Origin of the sequence: Neisseria sp. Ec49-e6-T10, from assembly GCF_051132615.1 — a bacterium.
Taxonomy (GTDB): domain Bacteria; phylum Pseudomonadota; class Gammaproteobacteria; order Burkholderiales; family Neisseriaceae.
Window position 1 is genome coordinate 1,052,816 of sequence record NZ_CP152375.1, and the last position, 19,099, is coordinate 1,071,914.

The 19,099-nt window shown below is 37.2% G+C and carries 33 protein-coding genes; 28 read left to right on the forward strand and 5 right to left on the reverse strand.

Going from position 1 to position 19,099, the window contains the following annotated elements:
* Window positions 1–4 precede the first annotated feature (4 nt).
* The 5 genes from AADH04_RS05490 to AADH04_RS05510 all read right to left on the reverse strand — a co-directional run bounded on the left by AADH04_RS05490 (window position 5) and on the right by AADH04_RS05510 (window position 2,252).
* Window positions 5–220 carry a hypothetical protein gene (locus tag AADH04_RS05490; RefSeq protein WP_434779240.1) on the reverse strand — a complete coding sequence of 72 codons (216 nt, stop codon included), beginning with the start codon at window positions 218–220 and terminating at the stop codon, window positions 5–7.
* A gap of 3 nt (window positions 221–223) precedes the next feature.
* Window positions 224–526, reverse strand: a complete 303-nt coding sequence (locus AADH04_RS05495; RefSeq protein WP_434779241.1) for a hypothetical protein — start codon at window positions 524–526, stop codon at window positions 224–226.
* 11 nt (window positions 527–537) lie between these two features.
* Complete coding sequence (locus tag AADH04_RS05500; RefSeq protein WP_434779242.1) at window positions 538–789, reverse strand: hypothetical protein; 252 nt, start codon at window positions 787–789, stop codon at window positions 538–540.
* 35 nt (window positions 790–824) lie between these two features.
* Complete coding sequence (locus tag AADH04_RS05505) at window positions 825–1,121, reverse strand: hypothetical protein (protein ID WP_434779243.1); 297 nt, start codon at window positions 1,119–1,121, stop codon at window positions 825–827.
* A gap of 459 nt (window positions 1,122–1,580) precedes the next feature.
* Window positions 1,581–2,252 (reverse strand): S24 family peptidase, encoded by a 672-nt coding sequence (locus AADH04_RS05510; RefSeq protein ID WP_434779244.1) that lies wholly within the window; start codon window positions 2,250–2,252, stop codon window positions 1,581–1,583.
* Between the two features lie 127 nt (window positions 2,253–2,379).
* On the opposite strand from AADH04_RS05510, the gene AADH04_RS05515 reads away from it, so the two are divergent.
* From AADH04_RS05515 to AADH04_RS05650, 28 genes are all read left to right on the forward strand, one after another.
* Complete coding sequence (locus AADH04_RS05515) at window positions 2,380–2,571, forward strand: hypothetical protein (protein ID WP_434779245.1); 192 nt, start codon at window positions 2,380–2,382, stop codon at window positions 2,569–2,571.
* On the forward strand, window positions 2,568–2,783 hold the full coding sequence (locus tag AADH04_RS05520) for a helix-turn-helix domain-containing protein (protein ID WP_434779246.1): 216 nt from the start codon (window positions 2,568–2,570) through the stop codon (window positions 2,781–2,783). Before AADH04_RS05515 ends, AADH04_RS05520 begins: the two co-directional genes overlap by 4 nt.
* A 1-nt stretch (window position 2,784) precedes the next feature.
* Window positions 2,785–2,964: a hypothetical protein gene (locus AADH04_RS05525; protein ID WP_434779247.1), complete on the forward strand. Its 180-nt coding sequence runs from the start codon at window positions 2,785–2,787 to the stop codon at window positions 2,962–2,964.
* On the forward strand, window positions 2,961–3,740 hold the full coding sequence (locus tag AADH04_RS05530; RefSeq protein WP_434779248.1) for a hypothetical protein: 780 nt from the start codon (window positions 2,961–2,963) through the stop codon (window positions 3,738–3,740). Before AADH04_RS05525 ends, AADH04_RS05530 begins: the two co-directional genes overlap by 4 nt.
* A complete protein-coding gene (gene dnaB / locus AADH04_RS05535) occupies window positions 3,737–5,077 on the forward strand; it encodes a replicative DNA helicase (protein ID WP_434779249.1) in 1,341 nt (446 codons plus the stop codon). Before AADH04_RS05530 ends, dnaB begins: the two co-directional genes overlap by 4 nt.
* An 11-nt stretch (window positions 5,078–5,088) precedes the next feature.
* Entirely contained in the window at window positions 5,089–5,529 is a 441-nt protein-coding gene (locus AADH04_RS05540; RefSeq protein WP_434779250.1) for a recombination protein NinB, read from the forward strand.
* A 1-nt stretch (window position 5,530) separates the two neighbouring features.
* Window positions 5,531–5,992, forward strand: a complete 462-nt coding sequence (locus AADH04_RS05545; protein ID WP_434779251.1) for a nuclease domain-containing protein — start codon at window positions 5,531–5,533, stop codon at window positions 5,990–5,992.
* Window positions 5,993–6,079: 87 nt separating this feature from the next.
* Window positions 6,080–6,454: a RusA family crossover junction endodeoxyribonuclease gene (locus AADH04_RS05550; RefSeq protein ID WP_434779252.1), complete on the forward strand. Its 375-nt coding sequence runs from the start codon at window positions 6,080–6,082 to the stop codon at window positions 6,452–6,454.
* Entirely contained in the window at window positions 6,451–6,822 is a 372-nt protein-coding gene (locus AADH04_RS05555) for a hypothetical protein (RefSeq protein WP_434779253.1), read from the forward strand. The genes AADH04_RS05550 and AADH04_RS05555 overlap by 4 nt, the downstream gene beginning before the upstream one ends.
* The gene (locus tag AADH04_RS05560) at window positions 6,815–7,030 is read left to right on the forward strand and encodes a hypothetical protein (protein ID WP_434779254.1); all 216 of its coding nucleotides are present in this window, start codon (window positions 6,815–6,817) and stop codon (window positions 7,028–7,030) included. The genes AADH04_RS05555 and AADH04_RS05560 overlap by 8 nt, the downstream gene beginning before the upstream one ends.
* Before the next feature lie 197 nt (window positions 7,031–7,227).
* Window positions 7,228–7,401: a hypothetical protein gene (locus AADH04_RS05565; RefSeq protein WP_434779255.1), complete on the forward strand. Its 174-nt coding sequence runs from the start codon at window positions 7,228–7,230 to the stop codon at window positions 7,399–7,401.
* Window positions 7,402–7,704 (forward strand): hypothetical protein, encoded by a 303-nt coding sequence (locus AADH04_RS05570; protein WP_434779256.1) that lies wholly within the window; start codon window positions 7,402–7,404, stop codon window positions 7,702–7,704.
* Between the two features lie 183 nt (window positions 7,705–7,887).
* On the forward strand, window positions 7,888–8,043 hold the full coding sequence (locus AADH04_RS05575) for a Com family DNA-binding transcriptional regulator (RefSeq protein WP_434779257.1): 156 nt from the start codon (window positions 7,888–7,890) through the stop codon (window positions 8,041–8,043).
* Window positions 8,021–8,422 (forward strand): DNA-packaging protein, encoded by a 402-nt coding sequence (locus AADH04_RS05580; protein WP_434779258.1) that lies wholly within the window; start codon window positions 8,021–8,023, stop codon window positions 8,420–8,422. Before AADH04_RS05575 ends, AADH04_RS05580 begins: the two co-directional genes overlap by 23 nt.
* Window positions 8,422–9,639 carry a PBSX family phage terminase large subunit gene (locus AADH04_RS05585; RefSeq protein WP_434779259.1) on the forward strand — a complete coding sequence of 406 codons (1,218 nt, stop codon included), beginning with the start codon at window positions 8,422–8,424 and terminating at the stop codon, window positions 9,637–9,639. The genes AADH04_RS05580 and AADH04_RS05585 overlap by 1 nt, the downstream gene beginning before the upstream one ends.
* Window positions 9,640–9,642: 3 nt before the next feature.
* Window positions 9,643–10,824 (forward strand): phage portal protein, encoded by a 1,182-nt coding sequence (locus AADH04_RS05590; protein ID WP_434779260.1) that lies wholly within the window; start codon window positions 9,643–9,645, stop codon window positions 10,822–10,824.
* Window positions 10,821–11,510: a hypothetical protein gene (locus AADH04_RS05595; RefSeq protein ID WP_434779261.1), complete on the forward strand. Its 690-nt coding sequence runs from the start codon at window positions 10,821–10,823 to the stop codon at window positions 11,508–11,510. Before AADH04_RS05590 ends, AADH04_RS05595 begins: the two co-directional genes overlap by 4 nt.
* Window positions 11,510–12,352 carry a hypothetical protein gene (locus AADH04_RS05600; protein ID WP_434779262.1) on the forward strand — a complete coding sequence of 281 codons (843 nt, stop codon included), beginning with the start codon at window positions 11,510–11,512 and terminating at the stop codon, window positions 12,350–12,352. The genes AADH04_RS05595 and AADH04_RS05600 overlap by 1 nt, the downstream gene beginning before the upstream one ends.
* Window positions 12,349–12,963: an HK97 family phage prohead protease gene (locus AADH04_RS05605; protein ID WP_434779263.1), complete on the forward strand. Its 615-nt coding sequence runs from the start codon at window positions 12,349–12,351 to the stop codon at window positions 12,961–12,963. The genes AADH04_RS05600 and AADH04_RS05605 overlap by 4 nt, the downstream gene beginning before the upstream one ends.
* Window positions 12,964–13,006: 43 nt before the next feature.
* Complete coding sequence (locus tag AADH04_RS05610) at window positions 13,007–14,212, forward strand: phage major capsid protein (protein WP_434779264.1); 1,206 nt, start codon at window positions 13,007–13,009, stop codon at window positions 14,210–14,212.
* 47 nt (window positions 14,213–14,259) lie between these two features.
* Window positions 14,260–14,652: a hypothetical protein gene (locus AADH04_RS05615; RefSeq protein ID WP_434779265.1), complete on the forward strand. Its 393-nt coding sequence runs from the start codon at window positions 14,260–14,262 to the stop codon at window positions 14,650–14,652.
* Window positions 14,649–14,804 carry a hypothetical protein gene (locus AADH04_RS05620; RefSeq protein ID WP_434779266.1) on the forward strand — a complete coding sequence of 52 codons (156 nt, stop codon included), beginning with the start codon at window positions 14,649–14,651 and terminating at the stop codon, window positions 14,802–14,804. The genes AADH04_RS05615 and AADH04_RS05620 overlap by 4 nt, the downstream gene beginning before the upstream one ends.
* Entirely contained in the window at window positions 14,801–15,439 is a 639-nt protein-coding gene (locus AADH04_RS05625; RefSeq protein ID WP_434779267.1) for a hypothetical protein, read from the forward strand. Before AADH04_RS05620 ends, AADH04_RS05625 begins: the two co-directional genes overlap by 4 nt.
* The gene (locus AADH04_RS05630) at window positions 15,429–15,827 is read left to right on the forward strand and encodes a phage head completion protein (RefSeq protein ID WP_434779268.1); all 399 of its coding nucleotides are present in this window, start codon (window positions 15,429–15,431) and stop codon (window positions 15,825–15,827) included. The genes AADH04_RS05625 and AADH04_RS05630 overlap by 11 nt, the downstream gene beginning before the upstream one ends.
* A complete protein-coding gene (locus AADH04_RS05635; RefSeq protein WP_434779269.1) occupies window positions 15,824–16,225 on the forward strand; it encodes an HK97-gp10 family putative phage morphogenesis protein in 402 nt (133 codons plus the stop codon). The genes AADH04_RS05630 and AADH04_RS05635 overlap by 4 nt, the downstream gene beginning before the upstream one ends.
* The gene (locus AADH04_RS05640; RefSeq protein WP_434779270.1) at window positions 16,222–17,325 is read left to right on the forward strand and encodes a hypothetical protein; all 1,104 of its coding nucleotides are present in this window, start codon (window positions 16,222–16,224) and stop codon (window positions 17,323–17,325) included. Before AADH04_RS05635 ends, AADH04_RS05640 begins: the two co-directional genes overlap by 4 nt.
* Window positions 17,325–17,513, forward strand: a complete 189-nt coding sequence (locus tag AADH04_RS05645) for a hypothetical protein (protein ID WP_434779271.1) — start codon at window positions 17,325–17,327, stop codon at window positions 17,511–17,513. Before AADH04_RS05640 ends, AADH04_RS05645 begins: the two co-directional genes overlap by 1 nt.
* Complete coding sequence (locus tag AADH04_RS05650) at window positions 17,513–19,099, forward strand: hypothetical protein (protein WP_434779272.1); 1,587 nt, start codon at window positions 17,513–17,515, stop codon at window positions 19,097–19,099. The genes AADH04_RS05645 and AADH04_RS05650 overlap by 1 nt, the downstream gene beginning before the upstream one ends.

A 19,099-nucleotide genomic window follows, 5' to 3' on the forward strand; every position in this document is an offset into this window, starting at 1 on the left:
TTCCTTAATAATTACTACAATAACTTTTAGACTCACTGTCAGCCAAAACTGCTTGATTAGTGCAATATGTGTACTGATCGATTAAATCCTGATCTTTTACAATTACCTGTCCTGAAGGTGTCCACGGTTCCTTTAAAAAATCATCTAAAGCACCACCTGAACACAAAGCAGCAAGGCATAAAAAAAGCGACATTAAGCCGCATATACTTAGTGTTTTCATATATCACCTATACGCATACACAGATGCTTTTCTATTCCCTTTTTCTGTTATTTCATCTGTAAATATTTTTGTCATAACACATTCAACAGAAATGCCTTTTTCTTTTGTTGCTAATTCTATAAATGTGTTAGCAGCCTCTAAAGTGTCATACCAAGGCGATATTTGATAAGATGAACATTTTTCGAAACGTTCCTTTGCTGCTTGTACAGCTTCATCATAAGATACATGTTGAACAAATTCAGAATTTCTGTTTTTGTATATTTGTTCAGCATCCCTTTTTATACACCAACCATATACGCAAAACATGTTAATTTTCCTTATTTTTCTGATACTGAATCAGTTAATGTGTATATGCATGCTCGACTATCTGCATCATGAGCAAAATCTGGGGCACAGCATAAATAATCTACATACGGGAAAATGCGACCACAAAATGCAACTTGATTTACAATCTGTTGAAATACTTCGTCAGGGATAACACCATCTTTATACCTATTTTGTGATGTTTTTTCTGTATCAACAGTAATCTTAATTTCGCGTGTGACTACAAATGTCTTTTTAATAATCATTTCTATGTCCTTTAACTAGAAAAGCCCCGAAGGGCTTAGTAATTCACACAATCAAGATTAACAAAGTCGTTTAAACCATCTTCGTTTAAAGCTTCTTCGTTTTCTTGTTGCCATATGTTTTCTTGTCTTCTCTCTAAAAGCCCCTCAAAAACTTTAACTTGTTTGTCGAAGTTCTCGCCAATAGTTAAATTTTCAGCAAAAATATGCTTTTGTAAAAACTCAGCAAGTTCATATATTGATTTTTCTGACAATTCAGGTATAAAAAACTCTACAACCTCATTTGTTAAGTTGCAATCTTCAAAATCAGACATTACTTGATCTATTGCGTCCATCGTCTTCTCTCCAGTTAACTTACTGATGCGCCCAAAAGACGCATGGATAAATTAACTAATGCTGTAAATTATTAAGCCATTTACAGTGGACTAATCGGCGCAAGGTCTTATTGATTCTGCCTTGCAATTAATCGCGCATAGAACCGATTACATGCGCTTGTGTCTCACAACCAACTGCTTAAAGCCGTTTTACTTTTTAAAGTAGTGAGTGGTTCTATATTCATTTATTTAAGGAACGTGCGGCGGTGTTTTGCTGCGGTATGAGTGAATATTATCAAAATGATAAATATCAATCAATAGCAATTTGATAATTTTTAATATAAATTTGATAAATTATTGAATAGCAAAGAGATAAATATTTTGAATTTATTTTACATTTTTGTAAATTTTGTAAGATTTAGGCAACAAAAAACCGCCCTAAGGCGGTAATTTTATAAAAACAAGATTCTATTACATTGATTATAAAAGGCCTCCTTGTCCTCCCTGCCAAACAACGCGCCCGATAATATAATCATCTTCCAAAGGGAACATATCTTGATATAGAGACTTATTATTATTGTCTGATATATAAATCCATCCACCCTCTCGATCTCTAGCAATTCTCTTTACAACATCTCCGTTACCGTGACGATGTATAGCAAATACTTTTCCTTCTATAGGCTCTCTTTGCGACGAGTCAACAAGTAATATATCTCCTGCGGAAATCGTTGGAAACATGCTATCACCTTCGGCGTATATCACTTCCAGCATTTCCTCTTTAAGACCCATTAAAATAAGCCAGTCTCTAGCAAATGCAAGATGTCTTTTTATTTCAACGTGAGGATTTTCTTCGCCTTTTCCGCATTCTGCTCTAGCTGTATATTGAGGAATAAATGCAAAGTTTTCGTCTGTAGCTGGACGCGGAAAAGTATCATGATCACTTGAATGATCAGTATCCATCCATCCGTTTTGCTTGCCTGTTTTAACCTCTATTTCTCGCGCTAAAGTATTTCCTATATCGCGGAAACCTGTTTTGTTTTGGCTTACCTGAGAAGGGCTTTTATCTAATACTGAAGCAAGTTTTTGTACGGTTCCATACTCATCAATCAAAATCAATAAATTTTGTCTTCTTACATCTGCAATTGTTTTCATTACTTACCCCTTAAATGTTTTGTCAAGATTATATCAAAATGATATTTTTTTAAATTATCATGATGATGTTGATTTGTAATTATCAATCTGATAAGATTTGATAATGTTTTACATCTTGGTGATAAATATGGAGCTAAAAGAATTAACAAGAAAAGAGCGAATGGCTCTTGAAAAAAAGGTTGGGTTGTCAGAGGGCTATTTGTATTTAGTTGCGACAAACAGAAGAAGCCCAAGCCCAGAGTTATCAAAAAAAATTAATAAGGCAGACTCAAGATTTAAGTTAAGTGATCTTAGGCCTGATATATGGGGTGAACAATGAAACCAAGCCAAAACAACATGATTCTTAATCATCTACAAAACAAAGGTTCAATAACACAAGAACAGGCTAAAAAACTTTATGGTGTAGCTCGTTTAGCTTCTCGTGTTAATGATTTAAAAAAACGTGGCTATAACATCGTGTCCGTAATGATTGAGGTTAAAAATCGCTATGGTGACAGGGTTAAAGTTGCTCAGTATTCGTTGGTGGTGTGATATGGACAGAATAGAGAGAGAAAAACAACTTGAAACTGTCAAAAACATGATGGTTAAGGCCAAGCATGATGATAATCAATCACTATTGGAGCATCTTTATTTTCAAGAATTTTTACCATTATTAAATTTACGCACGGAAGAAGAAATAGCTCAAATGGAAGCAGAAAAGGGGCTTGTATGAGTCTTTTATTTACCAAAGCCCCTATTGTTGTTAATACAGATTTAGCTTGCGCTATTGGCTTTGAAGAAGCGGTTGTTCTTCAGCAAGTTAAATACTGGTTAAAACGATCAAAAAATGTAATTGATGGCAAAACATGGGTTTACAACTCTATTGCATCATGGGCGAAACAATTCCCATTTTGGAGCGATACAAAAGTTAAGCGTATTTTTGCTGATCTTGTAGATCAAAAATTATTGCTTACAGCAAACCATAATAAATCCAAAATGGATAAAACATTATGGTACACAATTAATGATGACCGATTAGATGAAATTGAACATTCGATTGGGTCAGATTGCACCAATGGAGAGTATCAAGATGACCCAATGGATAGTGACAATTTGACCCAACCTATACCAGAGATTACACAGAGATTACACAGAGAAGATAACAATGAACAAAAAAATGTTCACCCTATCAACCGCAAAACAGCACAACGTGTTGTAGACAGTTTTAATGAAATTACATCTCTACCAAAAGTAAAAGTTATATCTGAAGACAGAATAAAAGCAATTAAAGCCAGATGGAGAGATTTAGCTGAATACAAAAAAATAGAAGCTACTGATACACAAACAATGATTAATTTGTTTTCTGGGTTTTTTAAATATGTTGAGGACTCAGATTTTCTATCTGGCAGATCAGAAAAATTTAATTGTTACTTTGATTGGATATTCAAGAAAGCTAATTTCATCAAGATTCTTGAAGGCAATTATGAAAATGGAAGGTTCGCTAAATGATTACAAACTATAACACCGATGCAGAAAGAGCATTGATTGGTGGGCTTTTAATCAACAATAACGCACTAGACAAGATCATTGAGATTGTAGACGCTAAAATGTTCTATGACCTTCAGTTAAGCAAAATATTTCAATGCGTTACTTCTTTGATTGATGAGCATAATCGCGCTGATATTTTGATGGTTAATGAAAAACTAGGTGATGACATAGCTCCTTTGTTTTTCTTGGCTGACATTCATCAAAATACCCCAAGTGCCGCAAACATTGTTATGTATGCAAAGTTGGTTAAAAAGCATTTTCAAAAACGAGAAGCTATCAGAATCAACAATGAAGTCAATCAAGAGCTATGCGAAGAAGTCATTGAGGATGTGCAAGCAATTATTCTTGATGGTGCGGCAAAGCTTGAGAAACTAACAGAAGACCATAATGATGCTGAAAATACACTGAATGCAAATGAATTAAGCTTATTAAGCATTAATACCATGATGCAACGCCAAGAAGGTGTTGAAACAGGCTTAAAAACTGGATATTTAGATTTTGATAACAAAACAAATGGTCTTAATCCTGGTAATTTAGTAATTGTTGCTGGCCGCCCTTCTATGGGCAAAACACTGGTCGCGACAAACATTATGCAACATGTAGCACTAAATAATCATGTTCTTATGTTCTCTCTTGAAATGTCAAAACAAGAGCTTGCAGATCGTCAAATTGCTAGCCTTAGTGGTGTTGAATTAGACAAAATAATCAAAGGAAAGCTTACTGATTTAGATTATGACAATGTTACTGCTGCTGCTCACAAATCAGGAAAAATGAATCTTACAGTTGATTTCCGTGGGGGGTTAACAATTGAGCAAGTGCGCGCAAAAGCTCGCATGGTCAACAGAAAAAACAAGCTAGGTTTAATTGTTGTTGATTATCTTCAACTGATGAACACAGCAAAATCTATGGAAAGTAAGACAGTAGAGGTTGGACATATCAGCAAAGGCTTAAAAGCTTTAGCAAAAGAGCTAAATGTACCTGTTATTGCCCTATCTCAATTATCACGCTCAGTAGAACAACGCACAGATAAACGCCCCATTATGTCTGATTTGCGTGATTCTGGGTCTATTGAACAGGATGCGGATGTAATCGTTATGGTCTACAGAGAAGAATATTACAACGACAACAGCCGAAATAAAGGCATTGTTGAATTGATTATTCGTAAAAACCGTCAAGGTGAAACAGGCAGCGTTTTTCTAGCTTTCCAAGGTAACTGTGCGCGTATATCAAATCTTTCTCATGAGTGGACATATCAAGAGCCAGTTGAATATAAAAAAACTGGCACACATGGATTTTAGGAAAGGCAGATATGGAAACGGTAATTGACGAGGTTAAATGTACGATTGTTCGTGGCTCAAATATCAGGGCTACATTTGTTAACTTATGGAATACAGCAGGTGCAATAGTTGATTCAGGTAAAGCATGTGATATTTATCTTAAACCAGTAAAGATAACGCGTTCAGTATCACAAAATAGGCTCATGTGGGCGTTGTTACAAGATATCGCTAATCAGGTTATCTGGCATGGCTTAAAACTAACAAGTGATGAATGGAAAGAGATTATTACAGCCTCTTGGCGTGGGCAAAGAACAGTTCCAAATCTTGAGGGTACAGGATTTGTAGTTTTGGGTGCCAGAACTTCAAAATTGTCAGTAGATGAAATGGGCGAGCTAATAAACGTGATTATAGCTTTTGGGCATGAGCAAGAAGTTAAATTCACTGCTCCTAAATGGATGTATGAGGGTATTTAAGATGGCGATAAATAAACAAAGAAACCTAGTAAGTAAGCATATAAGAAATGGCGCAAGGGGTGAATTATGTAGTTTTATGTTTACTCACGGCGTTTGTGAATGCTCAAGAGAAACAACTGTATTTTGCCACCTTAAAAGTGGTACTCATGGGATGGGATTAAAAGGTACTGATTTGATTGGCGCGTATGGTTGCCGCTCTTGTCATGATTTCATAGATGGTCGCATGAAGAATTATTACGATGAGAATGGTATTTATTTAGTTAAATTAAATGGTTTACGTGAAACTCATAGAGTTTTAATGAAAAAGAAAATCATATTTTATTCAGATTTAGCATGTGAAGCTCTTGATTCCATCTATGACAAACAAGAAGGATTAAGCAAAGAGTTATATTTTGAATATGTGAATAAAATCATTGAGCTGTACAACAAAGGCGATATAACAGTTAAAGGTGACAAACGATGAACAATGAAGGATGGGATTTATAATGGACAATAACACAGCATCAGTATTGATTGTTTTAATTACATTTTCATTCTTTGCATTTTTAATATGGATGGCTGGAAAATGAGCACAATAATAATATTACCCTTCCCTGATTCAAAACTCATGCCAAATCGCAAGAATGGTAGGAGCTGGGCTAGCACAGCAAAAGAAAAGAAAAGTTCAAAAGATGAGGGTTATTACATCACTCTATTAGCTGGCTTGAAAGGCGCAAAGATTAAACCAGGTATGAAAGTAATGTTCTATCAACCAGACAATAGGAAACGTGATCTTGATAATCTTTATGCAGCCATGAAACATGCTCAGGATGGAATGATGATGGCTATTGGCATGGATGATTCAATATTGCGCCCTGTTGTATTAGATAAGACAGTTGATAGAAATAATCCTCGCGTGGAAATAACACTGGAGATTGAGCAATGAACACAAAAAACAGAGTAAGTTCATACATACGAAACTGGGCTGCTTGGAATCGTGATGTAGGCAAAATAGGTCAAACATGCTGCTCTTTTGAACGTCACTTTGCAAATGACCCCGAACGGCATAAATGGGAAGAAGACATTGAAAGACGTTTAAGTTTTAGATATGACGCAAAGATTGCAAATAAGGCCGAGCAGTTAATTATACAGAATTTATCTAAAACAGAGATTCGTGTTCTTGTGGCATGTGAGGTGTATGGACATAACATGGCACTTAAAACAGTAGCTCGCATTATAGAAATGCCTTTATCTACATTAGAAACATATCGTGATGCAGCATTTTATAAATTGGGGGTGGCGATAAATGGCTAAATTCAGAAGCGTGGCAGATATTTCAATAGAGATACTAGAAAGTGCTAAAAGACCTTTAACAGCAAAAGAAATAGATAACATATCAGGGAATGTCTTTGGTTCAGATAATATATGTCACTCTCTTAAACATTGGGTCAAAAAAGGCGTTATAGGGAAGAGAGCTAAAAAATCCTATATGAGAAAAATGGAATACTACATTGTTGATTAATAACAAATATGGAAAATCGTGGAAAGTCACGGAAACAAGCTTTCAATACCAGCATAGTTTTGCTATATTGACTTTTGTGGGTGGTAGAGTAATGTTCAACACAGTTTAAGATGATTTCCTTTTTAGAAACGGTTCACACTTACCACCCCCTCAAACTATCTCTCAAGCTCACTTAATTGTGGGCTTTTTTATTGCCTATGAAAACATATTACTTATTAAAGATTGTCAATAAAGTTATTGATGGTAAAGAATACTTAGTTCGTGATGCTGGTCGTTTATATATATCAGACATAAAAGATGGCAGCACAGTAGTTCTTGATAGAGTTGAAGCGGAAACATGGCGAGAAGCTAAAATTAAATTGGGGTATTGAATGCTAAAAAAACTAATCAATCAAATTAAATTCTGGATAGATATATTATTACCAAGATGGATAACAACTGATACTGGTTATTCTGAAAAGGATGGCATATTTACCCCCTTGGGAGATATGAAATATATCGTTGCAATGGTTGATTGTGACCATGATTGGTTCTCAGAAGTTGAGTATGTAGCAAAGACAACTTGTTTTAATTTATTTGGTCGTGGCATTTCTGCTCGATTTAATCGTGACGATTTAATGACAATTCAAGAATGGTGTGTAAGAAATAAGATGTTACATATCTTAAATAAATAATAACAAATATTCTCGTTTATCTCGGGGATATATCAGAGCATTAATAAATTATAGTGAAAGAAGCGATCAAACAGATGCGCTAACATCTGAATGATCATCAAACACACAAAGATAGCTTGTGAGTCTAACCAAGGCTTCTCCATCCTCGCGAGGAAGTGAGAGCTTAACATAAGGCTCATAGACATGAAAGAAGAAATACGTTGTATTAAATGCAATCGTAAACTATGCGAGGCTGATTATAAGTTCATATCAATCAAATGCCCTCGCTGTTATGAATTAAATGTGAGCACCAAGAGAGTGCCAAGAGGGTTGAATTATGGCGACAGAAGAAAAAAATAAAATAGGTCGTCCAAGTTTGTTAACTAAAGAGCTTATAGAGAAAGCTCTTTTTTATTTAGCTAATGATGGATGGCAAGAGGCTGGAGATGTTGTGCCAAGTGTCGCTGGACTAGCATGCTATTTGGGTGTAGGTAGACAAACTTTATACGATTATAAAGAACAATCGCTTGAGTTTTCGTACATCTTAGAAGGCATAGGCGCCGCACAAGAGAAAATGCTCATTAATGGTGGGCTACTAAGTACATATAACCCAACAATCACAAAGATGATGATGACAAAGCATGGTTATACAGATAAGCATGAAGTAGACAATACTTCAAGTGACGGCAGTCTTTCCATGCCAGTAACTATTGAGATTGTTTCAGCAGAAAGTAAGTAATGTCTGTCGTACAAATACAATTACCCGAAAAACTCAAGCCAGTTTTTTTGGGTGACTGTAGGTACCGTGGGGCATATGGTGGGCGAGGTTCTGCAAAAACAAGGTCATTTGCTTTAATGTCTGCTGTTAGAGCTTACCAGTACGCATATAGTGGCGTATCTGGCGTGATTTTGTGTGGTCGTGAGTACATGAACTCACTAGAAGATTCTTCTATGGAAGAGGTAAAGCAATCTATACGTGCCACTCCATGGTTGGGGCAATATTTTGATATTGGTGAAAAATACATACGCACAAAAAATGGCTTGGTGAATTATGTATTTTGCGGGCTGCGTCATAACTTAGATAGCATCAAATCAAAAGCAAGAGTTTTAATTGCATGGGTTGATGAAGCCGAAAATGTAAGTGATATTGCATGGAAAAAGCTAATACCAACTGTAAGGGAAGATGATTCTGAAATATGGGTTACGTGGAACCCTGAGAACGAAAACAGCCCAACAGACAAAAGATTTAGAAAGCAGCCAAGAAAAAATTCACTTATTGTTGAAATGAATTATGTGGACAATCCATGGTTCCCTAAGGTTTTGGAAGAAGAGCGGCTGGAAGATTTGATAAGTCTGCCTTATGGTGAATATGCGTGGATTTGGGAAGGTGCATACAGAGAGATATCTAATAGATCAATCTTTGGTGAGAAGTTATCTGTAAAATCATTTGAAATTGATGAATCTTTTGGTGATCCTCTTATTGGTGTTGACTGGGGGTTCAGTGTTGACCCTACTGCTGCATTGGAGGTGTACGAAAAAGGGCGTGATTTATACATTAGAAGCGCATGCTCAAAAATTCATCTTGAAGTTAGGGATACATCAGGATATTTAATTAAGCACATCCCAAACGTATTGAAATACACATCAAGGGCAGATTCTGCAAGACCTGAAGTAATTAGTCACGTAAAACAAAACATATCTTTAATGATAGCTTGTGAAAAGTGGAAAGGCTCTGTTGAAGATGGTATTGCATATATTCAGTCGTATGACAATATTTATGTGCATCCAGATTGTCCAGAAAATGTTATGACTGAGTTAAAAAAATACTCATACAAGTTAGACAAAGACGATGAGATCACAGCAATACCAGAAGATAAAAACAATCACTATGCTGACGCACTAAGATACGCTTTACAGCCTAGAATTAAGCGCAAAGGCGGCTTTATGTTTGGATAAATTATGAGCATGATTAAGAATTTCACAGCTAAGTTATTTGGCAAAAAAACATCAACAGCATATGACCACTCGTTTAATTTAGAAATTCCGGAAATAGATTATTATTGGAAACTAGATAATTGCTCAGTGGCTGCGGACGGCGTGGACAAAGTTGCGTCAGCCATTGCAAACTCAAACCCTATTTCTAAAGATGGTGATAATGTTATTAAGACAAGATCAGTTGATTTGCTTAATAAGCCGAATGACAAGGCAACTGGTGATGATCTTGTATACAAAATAACAGAGGATATCTATAAAAATAAAAGTGCTTATGTTGTTTTGGTTGGGAATGTGAATTCAGCCCCTATTGAGATTCATTATGTCAAGGGTAAAAAAGTTAATCGTTTTCTAAATTCACATGGTGATATAGATTATATAACAATATTTAATGATGATTATGCAGGCACTTATGTCTATGATGAAAAAAATAGACTTGTTGATATTCAAACAGGATTAAAACAGCTTGTTATCATTGAATACCCTTCAGAGCGGTCGCATTTGCAAAATGTTGCGCTTGAAATTGCTGTTTTAACAGATGGCTTAAAACGTAATGCAGCATTAATGCAAAATGGCGGACGTTTGAGCACTTTAATTACTTTTAAAGACAGTCCTACACAAACAGAGTTTCAATCTAGGCTTGAGTCAGTAGATAACCAGATACGCAGGAAAAACTATGGCGGTATTCTGGCAACAAATGGTGAACTTGATTTAAAAGAAATGGGGCTAACCCCTCGTGACATGGATTTCATACAACTACAAGAAGCATGTGAGGCGAGGGTTTATCTTGGCTGTGGTGTTCCATTGCCACTTGTTAAAGCTTCAGCAAGCACTTTTAATAACTACGAGACAGCACAAGAAAACTTCTACACGGAAACTGTTATCCCTTTAGCTAATATGATTTATTCAACCATAGGCGAAGAAATAGCCAAGCGTGAGAATAAAAAATATACAACATTGACGAATATACAAGAAATTCCAGTGATTCAGAAAATGTTAACCAAGGCGGCTAAAGATCGTAAAGATTTAGGCGTTGAAACAATAAATGAAATGCGTCAACAGTTAGGATTATCACCACACACCAATGGCGATATTTTGCTTGTTGAATCTCGTTATGTGCCCATAGAAAGTCTAGGCGTTGAGATATGACATCGAGAGAAGAAGACAGAAAAAGAGCGGAGCTAGAAAAAAAAGCATCTGCTCTTTTTTTATCAGCTATTCATATTATTGATCGCTCGCTTTTAAGTAGCCTTAAATTGTTTGGGGTGCTCACAGTTGATTTAATTGATCAAAACATTGCGTTAGAAAAGATCAAACAATCACGCGCTTTGGGGTGGGTTTTTATTCGTGACAACGCAGTAACAGAAGAAGCTGGTCAAATTGCCTACAACCAAAATGACATTGATGCATATGCACAAGAAGCCATTGCTTTAATTATTGCCAGATCAATAAAAATCGCACAGCAAGCGAGTCTTGCTTATCAAGAGCAAGAGATCAATCAAGACAAGGTAATTGAAAACACACTAAATGCAAGGCGCAAAGGCCGTGTAGAAGGCTATGCAACTGATGCTGTGCATGGCTCTGTTGAGATTGGTAAATATGCAATTGTGTCATTTTTGGCAGCAGGCGCAGCAATCACAAAAACATGGTTTTCTATTATTGATGACAAAACCAGACCAACACACCTACAGGCAAATGGACAGCAGGTCAGCTTGCTTGAATATTTTCTTGTTGGTGGCTTTAACCTGCTCTATCCAAGAGATAGACGCGCCCCCATTCGAGAAACCGCAAGTTGTCGTTGTATTACTGTATACAGTATAAATTGGAGCAAATAATGGACTCAACAGAAGTTAAGATAAGAGACAAAAAAGTTTTAGGCAATTTGTTCCGAAATGTTGACAACTTAGAACAATTTGTTGGTCAAGCTAGCGCAAAAATACAGGAGTTAATTAATGCTGGTGGTGGCGATTTAACGGAAATTCAAAATGCAATAAATGAGTTAAATAGTGACGTTGATGTAATTAATGATCAGATTACGACCATTAATGGTGACATATCAGCATTACAAACTTCAGTCACTGTTAACACTCAAAATATTTTAGCGTTGACTAATACAGATGAGGCGCAAAACACAAGATTAACTACGCTTGAAAGCAAATCATATAAAAATAGAGCTGGGCAAGTAAAGGTTAATTACACAGGGCTTTCTCTAACAAATTTCACAGCTACAACAAATCAAACTTTTAATATTGGCTCGGCAACTCACACAATTTCAGCTTCGCCCACAACAATATGGCCTTATGGTTCATCAAGTGATTACGCGACAGATTTTTATGTTGCTAACAGACTGAGAGAAAACAATAAGCTAGGTCAAGTACATAGATGGCGCATTATTGGCTCATATGCAAATAAAGCAGCAGCAAACAATGGTTCTTTGATTATTGAAATAATCAATCCAGATAGCGGCTTTACAAGCAATGTGAGTATTACTTTGCCAAGCAATACAACAGCAGAGTCTTTTACTGCTGAGATATTAACAATTGCAGACAATGCCTCGTTGGCAGTTGGTGCAGGCTATCAGTTAAGAGCGAGAACATCTTTTGCTGACAATGATTTCACAGTCAGTATTGCCAGCATTACAAGAGTGTCAGAGGCAACAGAAGTGGACGTAATATGAACATAGAAACCAAAGAATTTAATGTTGATATCAAGCAACTAGATGACAACTCTTTTGAGTGGGAAGGTTACGTTGCTGCATATGGAAACATTGACAGTTATGGTGATGTTATTTCGCCTGGTGCAGGTGCTTTGAATGTAGGCAAAAAACTATATGCTTTTTGGGAGCATAGACAATTATCTGGCGCATTAGAAGTTATAAAAGAAGATGAGTTTGGTCTTTTTGTTAAAGGCGAAATGATGCCAGATGATATTTTGCAGGAAGATTTAAAAGGGCTTGGCGCGCGTTTGCGGTGGTTATCAAACAAAGGTATTCAGCTCAAAATGTCAATTGGTTATGTGGCGCAAAAAGTCAGCTATGACATACCAGAAAACCTAAAAGGCGCAAATCGTATCATTAATCAGTTTAAGTTGATGGAAGGTTCAATTGTGCTATTCCCCGCAAATGAAAATGCGGTTGTGACCAGTTCAAAATCAGCCGATATTGAAACACCAACCATGACAGAACAAATTGCCTTAATGCTCAAAAATAGCGCAAGTGAAATAGAGAGTAAGCGCAATATCAAATCACTTGCTGACATGCTTAACCAAGCAGCCAGCAAAATTCAATAACCATCGGAATGATGGTCTTTTTTTATTAAATGGAGTTATTACGATGGAACAAGAAAAAAAAGCGTTAGAAGATGTACAAATTGCCCTAAAAGCAATTCGTGAAGCGGTAGATGAAAAGGCAGGAAAGTATGAATCAGAAGTCAAAGAAATGAAAGAAAAGGTTATAGAAGCAGTAAAAACCTTTGAAGACTACAAAGCAAGCGCTGAAGTAGAAGTTAAGAAACAAGAAGACCGTATTGATCTGCTTGAAAAGATTGCCGCAAAAGGCAAGGCTGACCCTGAAAAAATTGACATTAAAGCAGCAACAGGGCATTTAATGCAAGCATTGGTTCAAGCAACAACAGAAGAAAAATCAATTACCGAATTTAAGGCGCGCTCTGCTACTGACCCACAAGCAGGTGGCATTTATGTCAACCCTCAGTTTTTACCTAGTTTGTTACTCTCTTACATGAGAGACGCAAACCCAATGTTTAATGAGGCGACCATTCTTACGCAGCAATCAACAAGTGGTATTGCTTTTGCGCGTAAAAAATTAATTGATGGGGCAAAACCAGCAGGTGAAAAACAGGCTTCTCGTGGCAAAACAAAACGCAATTTAGAGAAAAAGACAATTAGTCTTACTCGTTACTACTCACAAGAGGCAGCCACAGAGGAATTTTTGACTGGTCAAAATGTCGAGGGAGAATCTGTTATTTTGCAAGATATCATGTTTGACCTTGGCTTAAACATTCAAGATGATATGTTGCGTGGTGATGGTAACAACTCTAAGCCTTTTGGTCTGTTAAATGAAAAATTCTTAACAGATACGGCCACGCCTACGGTCGGAACTGGTGGTTCATTGACATGGAAAGATTTGTACAATGTTCAAAAAGCTTTTAATTATGAACGTTATCGTTTAAGTGGCAAGTTCTTTTTTACATTTGATATCTTGGTTCAATTCTTAACTGAAACAGATAATGAGGGTCGCCCAATCTATCAACCTGGCATCAATGGTTCAATTAGCGCAACAATGGCGGGCAAACCATACACCATCATGCCAGGCATGGACAGTACTGTTGCCGCAAACACACTTCCTTTGTTGTTTGGCGATATGAAACGCGCTTACCTTGGTTTATTAAATGGTGTATACAAAACATATCGAGACGAAATAACCCGAAAAGAAGAAGGGTTTACTGAATACGGCATTTGTACCTTTGCAGGTGGGTCAACATGGGATGAAGAAGCCATTCGTGCCGTAAAAGGTGTTTAAGCCGCTCATTGAGCGGTTTTTTAATGAACAAATAAAGGATATAAAAAATGTCAGTAAATGCAAGCATTTCTACAGAATTACGCGCCAAGGTATTGGCGGCAGATACGGCTGTTGCTATTGATCAATCAGTAGTTAAAGATGGTTTTCGTGATTTTATTTTTATCATAACTGGTACAGGGGCAGCAGCAACAATCAGCGAAATCTCCACAGTAGATGTAACAGACACTGTTGTTCCGTTAGAGCGCCTTGTTTTTAACAACAACGATCTTGATTCTGGCGATATTACACTCAATGAAACAAACAATGAATTTACTATTGCCGCAGGCAAGATTGTCTTTGTTGGTGTGTATTTGTCAGCTTATCATGATCAGTTAAAAGCAAGTGTTGCATCAACCTTGTTGGCTCGTGGTCACACTAACCCTGTAGGCGTATGGGCATGATAGCAACTAAGGATTTTAACTGGCTATTGGATGGCAAAGTATTGTCATTTAAAAAAGGCGCGCCTGTTGATCTGCCCGAAAAAGAAATTGAAAAGGCAAAAAGACAAGGATTGCTTGAAGCCAAAAAACAAGAGAAGAAAGACGCAAAATGAAACGCTTTATCAGGCAACCCAGTGCAATAGATGTATCCGCCCTATTGTTACCAGAATTAAAAAAGAAATTAAAAATTTTGGACAATACAAGGGATGATTCGCTTAAAGGGTTGCTTGATGTGGCGGTTATTTTGATTGAGTCATACACATGGCGTATCTTGGCAGAATGTGAAGTCATTGGTAAGTTTTCAGAATTTACGCCCTCTAGGGCAAATAATCAACCAATGATCGATTGCGCTCGTGCGCCTGTGTTTGATGATGCTCTAATATCTATTACTTATAGAACACAAGAAGACACAGACATAAATATTGAGGGATTTCTTGAAGTGGTCAATGAATTTGGTGAGGTTTATATCACTGAAGAACCACAAGAAACAGTTGCTTGTACTTTATACCCTGTAACCGTGGTATTTAAAGCTGGCTATGGAGAAGATGATGAAGGCAATTGGACATGTCCAATTGTGCTACAAGAAGCCATATTAAATATGGCTGTATATATGTTTGAAAATCCGAGTGATTGCGGCGCAGGTGGGTGTACATGTTCAGGCACTTCTGAAAATGGTGTCAATCTGCCAAAAGCAGTTACTATGTTGCTCTATCCTTATGTGCTTAGGCGTTATGATTATGCGGTGTAATTATAAAACATTCACTAAAATTAAATTGTGCCCTACTGATTTAGACCATTTATTAAGTATTGGACAGCGCACAATTAATGGTGATCATCCAGATGATACCGCGCAAGACATAACCAGTGTCACCACATTGGCGCAAATCTACGCAGCATGTGAAACGGTAAAACCAACAAGGCCTGTGCAGCTATTGAATACCAATACAGACATAAGTCATATGTTTTATGTGCGTTTTGCTGATTTGTTTATTGAAATTGATGTCACACAACATTTAATCACTGATGAAGCAGGCATTTTGTACAGAATTGAAGCGGTTGAAGATTTAGGTGAATACCATGAAACAATTGCTCTTTATTGTAAAAAAGGTGGGGATATACCAGAAAGCCGTTCATGATTAAGGTCAAGCGGTTATCAAAAACACCTTCTTTTAAAGTGAATCAAGCAATCACACTTGGTTTTAGAAAGTCTGGCAAGGAAATCACAGACAATATCAAAAAAGAGCTGTCTACAGGTGCCAGATCAGGACGATTGTATATTATCAGAGGCATGGCACATAAAGCATCCGCCCCTGGTCAATACCCTGCTAAATTATCAGGAAAATTAGTCAATTCCCAAAATTATAGAGTTGCCAACAAAACATTATTATTTGGCAATTCTGCCCATTATGCCGCTTATTTAGAAAATGGCACACGCAAAATGGATGCCAGAACATTTCTAAAACCTCTTGTTGAGCAAAAAACAGATGATATTGAAAAGAATTTAGATCATGAAATTCAGAAAGTATTTAAATGATTAGCTCAGATCAGTTGTTATTACATTTATACAAAGTGCTGCCATTCGTGACGGGTCGATTTTTTAGTAAGAAGATACCGCTAAGTGCAGAAATAAACAGCGATCTTGATTTGGTGGTGACATTGTCCGACACAACAGGGTTTGTTGTGGGTAGGCATTATATTGTTAGAGAAATAGATTTAATCAACCCTGTTACAGATTGTGTTGGGTCTTCTGCTTTGGGGTGGGCATTAACCACAGAGCACAATCATAGAGTCACCGCACCTTTACAAGATGAAGATGAAACGCATTTTACAGTAGAAGGAAACTGGGCAAATCAACAGTCTATTTTTAGTGTACCCAACAGACAAACTGTCATCACCAGAAATGGAGAGACTAACCCATTTTCTGGGGCGATTATTGAACATTTGATTGCTGAAGATGGTTATATTCTGTGCAAAAAAGTCACATCAACACAAGTCACATTTAAGTTAAATAATGGTTATGTTTACCCTTGTGAATGTCGCGTTGGGTTTGTATCTGAATTGGTTAATGTGTCAGTTGTGCCAGACATAGAGCGCGCCAAAGCGCATTACACTCAAAAGATAAAAGACAATGAAGCCCTATTTGCTTATTTGATCATGGGTGATAGAAACGTCATAGCAGACAAAAGAGCAGACGCGGGCATTATTGCGGAAAACAGAACAGGCAAAACGTTCTTAAATGTTACCACAGCTTTTAACGTGTTGGTATTTTGGCCTAGAAACAAATCACAAGAGGCGGCACGTTTTCAAATAAATGAAGCGTATGGAGCCATTCAAGAAGTCTTTGATCGGGTCTTTTTTGGCTATCGTTTTAATCGTACAGATGGTTTAAAAATTATGCCTCTTGGCGCAGGTCAAGCTGATGTATCAGATATAGCCAACTTTGGTTTTGTCTACGAATATCAAGCATTAGATCAAATCGAAACAGAGCAAGACGGCTTTAAACAAGGTTATTTATATTATGACGTACCCACAAGGGATATCAATAAAACAGAAGGTCAAATGTATGTATCAGATGGGGCAAGTGAGCCACAGCCGATATTTTCAAGTGTCAATTTAGATGAGGTACCACTTTAATGTATAAACAATTTAAGAATATCAAAGGGGTGCCAATAGGTGGCATTGCACCCAACCAAACAGGCACATTAACCGTCAGCAATGACGGTTTTTTAATGACCAAAGAACTTAGAGAAGCACAAAAAAAGGGTTATTTGATTGAAGTAAAAACCCAAGTTTTTGAAACCAAGAAAAAGGAAATAAAATAATGTCAGCAATAAATAACCCTATTGTAAACGGCAATATTGTACCTGATGACAGTATTGCCACTTTAGATCGTCCTCGTGTGTTGATTGTGGGTGCTGTACCTGCTGCAAAAGATGCTATTTTTGGCTCAGGTACAACAGCGTGGCTACAAAAAGCCATCAACACCAGTTATGAATTGGCTTCAGCAAAAGAGGTGGCTAATTTAATCGGCACAGGTTCCACATATCATCGGTGGGAAGCTGCATACAATGGATCTAATCAAAATGTACCTATCGATTTCTTATTAGTAAAAAATACGGATGCAGACACGGCAACCACCACAATTGAATTTACAGCAACCCCTGCGGCAGATGGCACATTAACAGTTGATGTGTTTGACGGCTTTAAATACTTCGCTAATGTGGATTTTAAAGCAGGTGATACAGTCACTACCTTGGCGCAAGCAGTTGCCAATCAATTAAACAATGAAACTGTGCGCCCTTATACTGCTGCGGCTGCGGCTGGCGTGGTCACAATTACCTGGGTAGATGGTTTTGTTACTGATTCGACACCAGTGCATGTTGAGTATAAAGATTTAACTTTAGCTTGCACAGTAACTCATACCAGCACCCCACCAACACAGCCAACAAGCGATTTATTCGATATTATCGGCGACACACGTTATACCCATATTTTATGGCCTGATTACTATAAAAATACGGTGCAATTTGCCTATTCTTTATTAGATGATCGTTTTAATGCGTTTAATGAAGTAATCAGTGGCTTGGCGTTTACCAGCATCACTATTGCTGACACAGTAGCAGCCGAAACAGAAACCAGTACATACAACACAAAATCAATCAGCTTTGTGGCAGCGCGAAAAATTGACGGTTTATTTGGTGCGTCCATTGGCTCAGACAAAAAACAATTGCCTGATACAAGTTTGGCTTTTATTGCCACAGCACACGCCAGAATGTTGACAGAGGGTGCAGATTTAACCGATTTAGGCTTTATTGCTGAAGGGTTGGATGATTACACAGGCGGCACAGCTTTGGCTTCGTTTCCGATGCACAATATTAGTGTACCGAACACCAAACCTTCTAACCCTGCTTGGTATTTTGACCATACTACGCAAAATATTTTAGCTGATAGGCTTAATATTTCCACCTACGGCACAAATCGCACAGGAACCAATACGATCAGTGGCAACTTTGTGACGATGTGGAAAACAGACAGCGCAGGCAACACCAACTTAACGTTTAAACAAGTTGAGTCTTTGTTTACAGCGATGGCAATTCGTGAGTATTGGGACAGAAGCGCACGGATTAAATTTGCCAATACCCGCATGACCAATGGCGAGTTAATATCTGGCCGCTCCATGGTCAACGAACAAATGGTCAGAGAATGGAATTTAATTGTCTATCGTGAATTGGCTGATTTGGCACTGGTGACTTCTGGTGCAGATGCAGAAAAAGCTTTTTTACGGTTATTGACCATTACATTCAGCCCACAAAATCAGCAAATCACACAAACAGGCACCTATGAAATGGTGACACATGTTGGTCGTATTGATTACACCATCAAAACAGTATTTAACTACAAGGATTAA

Bases quoted from the DNA above. Each gene is read 5' to 3' on its own strand.
- AADH04_RS05545 (WP_434779251.1), top strand. From the start codon at position 5,531: ATGGCGATAAATAAACAAAGAAACCTAGTAAGTAAGCATATAAGAAAT.
- AADH04_RS05630 (WP_434779268.1), top strand. From the start codon at position 15,429: ATGCGGTGTAATTATAAAACATTCACTAAAATTAAATTGTGCCCTACT.
- AADH04_RS05580 (WP_434779258.1), top strand. From the start codon at position 8,021: ATGGCGACAGAAGAAAAAAATAAAATAGGTCGTCCAAGTTTGTTAACT.
- AADH04_RS05620 (WP_434779266.1), top strand. From the start codon at position 14,649: ATGATAGCAACTAAGGATTTTAACTGGCTATTGGATGGCAAAGTATTG.
- AADH04_RS05595 (WP_434779261.1), top strand. From the start codon at position 10,821: ATGACATCGAGAGAAGAAGACAGAAAAAGAGCGGAGCTAGAAAAAAAA.
- AADH04_RS05495 (WP_434779241.1), bottom strand. From the start codon at position 526: ATGTTTTGCGTATATGGTTGGTGTATAAAAAGGGATGCTGAACAAATA.
- AADH04_RS05575 (WP_434779257.1), top strand. From the start codon at position 7,888: ATGAAAGAAGAAATACGTTGTATTAAATGCAATCGTAAACTATGCGAG.
- AADH04_RS05565 (WP_434779255.1), top strand. From the start codon at position 7,228: ATGAAAACATATTACTTATTAAAGATTGTCAATAAAGTTATTGATGGT.
- AADH04_RS05590 (WP_434779260.1), top strand. From the start codon at position 9,643: ATGAGCATGATTAAGAATTTCACAGCTAAGTTATTTGGCAAAAAAACA.
- AADH04_RS05555 (WP_434779253.1), top strand. From the start codon at position 6,451: ATGAACACAAAAAACAGAGTAAGTTCATACATACGAAACTGGGCTGCT.
- AADH04_RS05610 (WP_434779264.1), top strand. From the start codon at position 13,007: ATGGAACAAGAAAAAAAAGCGTTAGAAGATGTACAAATTGCCCTAAAA.
- AADH04_RS05640 (WP_434779270.1), top strand. From the start codon at position 16,222: ATGATTAGCTCAGATCAGTTGTTATTACATTTATACAAAGTGCTGCCA.
- AADH04_RS05530 (WP_434779248.1), top strand. From the start codon at position 2,961: ATGAGTCTTTTATTTACCAAAGCCCCTATTGTTGTTAATACAGATTTA.
- AADH04_RS05650 (WP_434779272.1), top strand. From the start codon at position 17,513: ATGTCAGCAATAAATAACCCTATTGTAAACGGCAATATTGTACCTGAT.
- dnaB (WP_434779249.1), top strand. From the start codon at position 3,737: ATGATTACAAACTATAACACCGATGCAGAAAGAGCATTGATTGGTGGG.
- AADH04_RS05615 (WP_434779265.1), top strand. From the start codon at position 14,260: ATGTCAGTAAATGCAAGCATTTCTACAGAATTACGCGCCAAGGTATTG.
- AADH04_RS05505 (WP_434779243.1), bottom strand. From the start codon at position 1,121: ATGGACGCAATAGATCAAGTAATGTCTGATTTTGAAGATTGCAACTTA.
- AADH04_RS05605 (WP_434779263.1), top strand. From the start codon at position 12,349: ATGAACATAGAAACCAAAGAATTTAATGTTGATATCAAGCAACTAGAT.
- AADH04_RS05635 (WP_434779269.1), top strand. From the start codon at position 15,824: ATGATTAAGGTCAAGCGGTTATCAAAAACACCTTCTTTTAAAGTGAAT.
- AADH04_RS05515 (WP_434779245.1), top strand. From the start codon at position 2,380: ATGGAGCTAAAAGAATTAACAAGAAAAGAGCGAATGGCTCTTGAAAAA.
- AADH04_RS05500 (WP_434779242.1), bottom strand. From the start codon at position 789: ATGATTATTAAAAAGACATTTGTAGTCACACGCGAAATTAAGATTACT.
- AADH04_RS05540 (WP_434779250.1), top strand. From the start codon at position 5,089: ATGGAAACGGTAATTGACGAGGTTAAATGTACGATTGTTCGTGGCTCA.
- AADH04_RS05600 (WP_434779262.1), top strand. From the start codon at position 11,510: ATGGACTCAACAGAAGTTAAGATAAGAGACAAAAAAGTTTTAGGCAAT.
- AADH04_RS05625 (WP_434779267.1), top strand. From the start codon at position 14,801: ATGAAACGCTTTATCAGGCAACCCAGTGCAATAGATGTATCCGCCCTA.
- AADH04_RS05490 (WP_434779240.1), bottom strand. From the start codon at position 220: ATGAAAACACTAAGTATATGCGGCTTAATGTCGCTTTTTTTATGCCTT.
- AADH04_RS05585 (WP_434779259.1), top strand. From the start codon at position 8,422: ATGTCTGTCGTACAAATACAATTACCCGAAAAACTCAAGCCAGTTTTT.
- AADH04_RS05645 (WP_434779271.1), top strand. From the start codon at position 17,325: ATGTATAAACAATTTAAGAATATCAAAGGGGTGCCAATAGGTGGCATT.
- AADH04_RS05550 (WP_434779252.1), top strand. From the start codon at position 6,080: ATGGATGGCTGGAAAATGAGCACAATAATAATATTACCCTTCCCTGAT.
- AADH04_RS05525 (WP_434779247.1), top strand. From the start codon at position 2,785: ATGGACAGAATAGAGAGAGAAAAACAACTTGAAACTGTCAAAAACATG.
- AADH04_RS05520 (WP_434779246.1), top strand. From the start codon at position 2,568: ATGAAACCAAGCCAAAACAACATGATTCTTAATCATCTACAAAACAAA.
- AADH04_RS05510 (WP_434779244.1), bottom strand. From the start codon at position 2,252: ATGAAAACAATTGCAGATGTAAGAAGACAAAATTTATTGATTTTGATT.
- AADH04_RS05570 (WP_434779256.1), top strand. From the start codon at position 7,402: ATGCTAAAAAAACTAATCAATCAAATTAAATTCTGGATAGATATATTA.
- AADH04_RS05560 (WP_434779254.1), top strand. From the start codon at position 6,815: ATGGCTAAATTCAGAAGCGTGGCAGATATTTCAATAGAGATACTAGAA.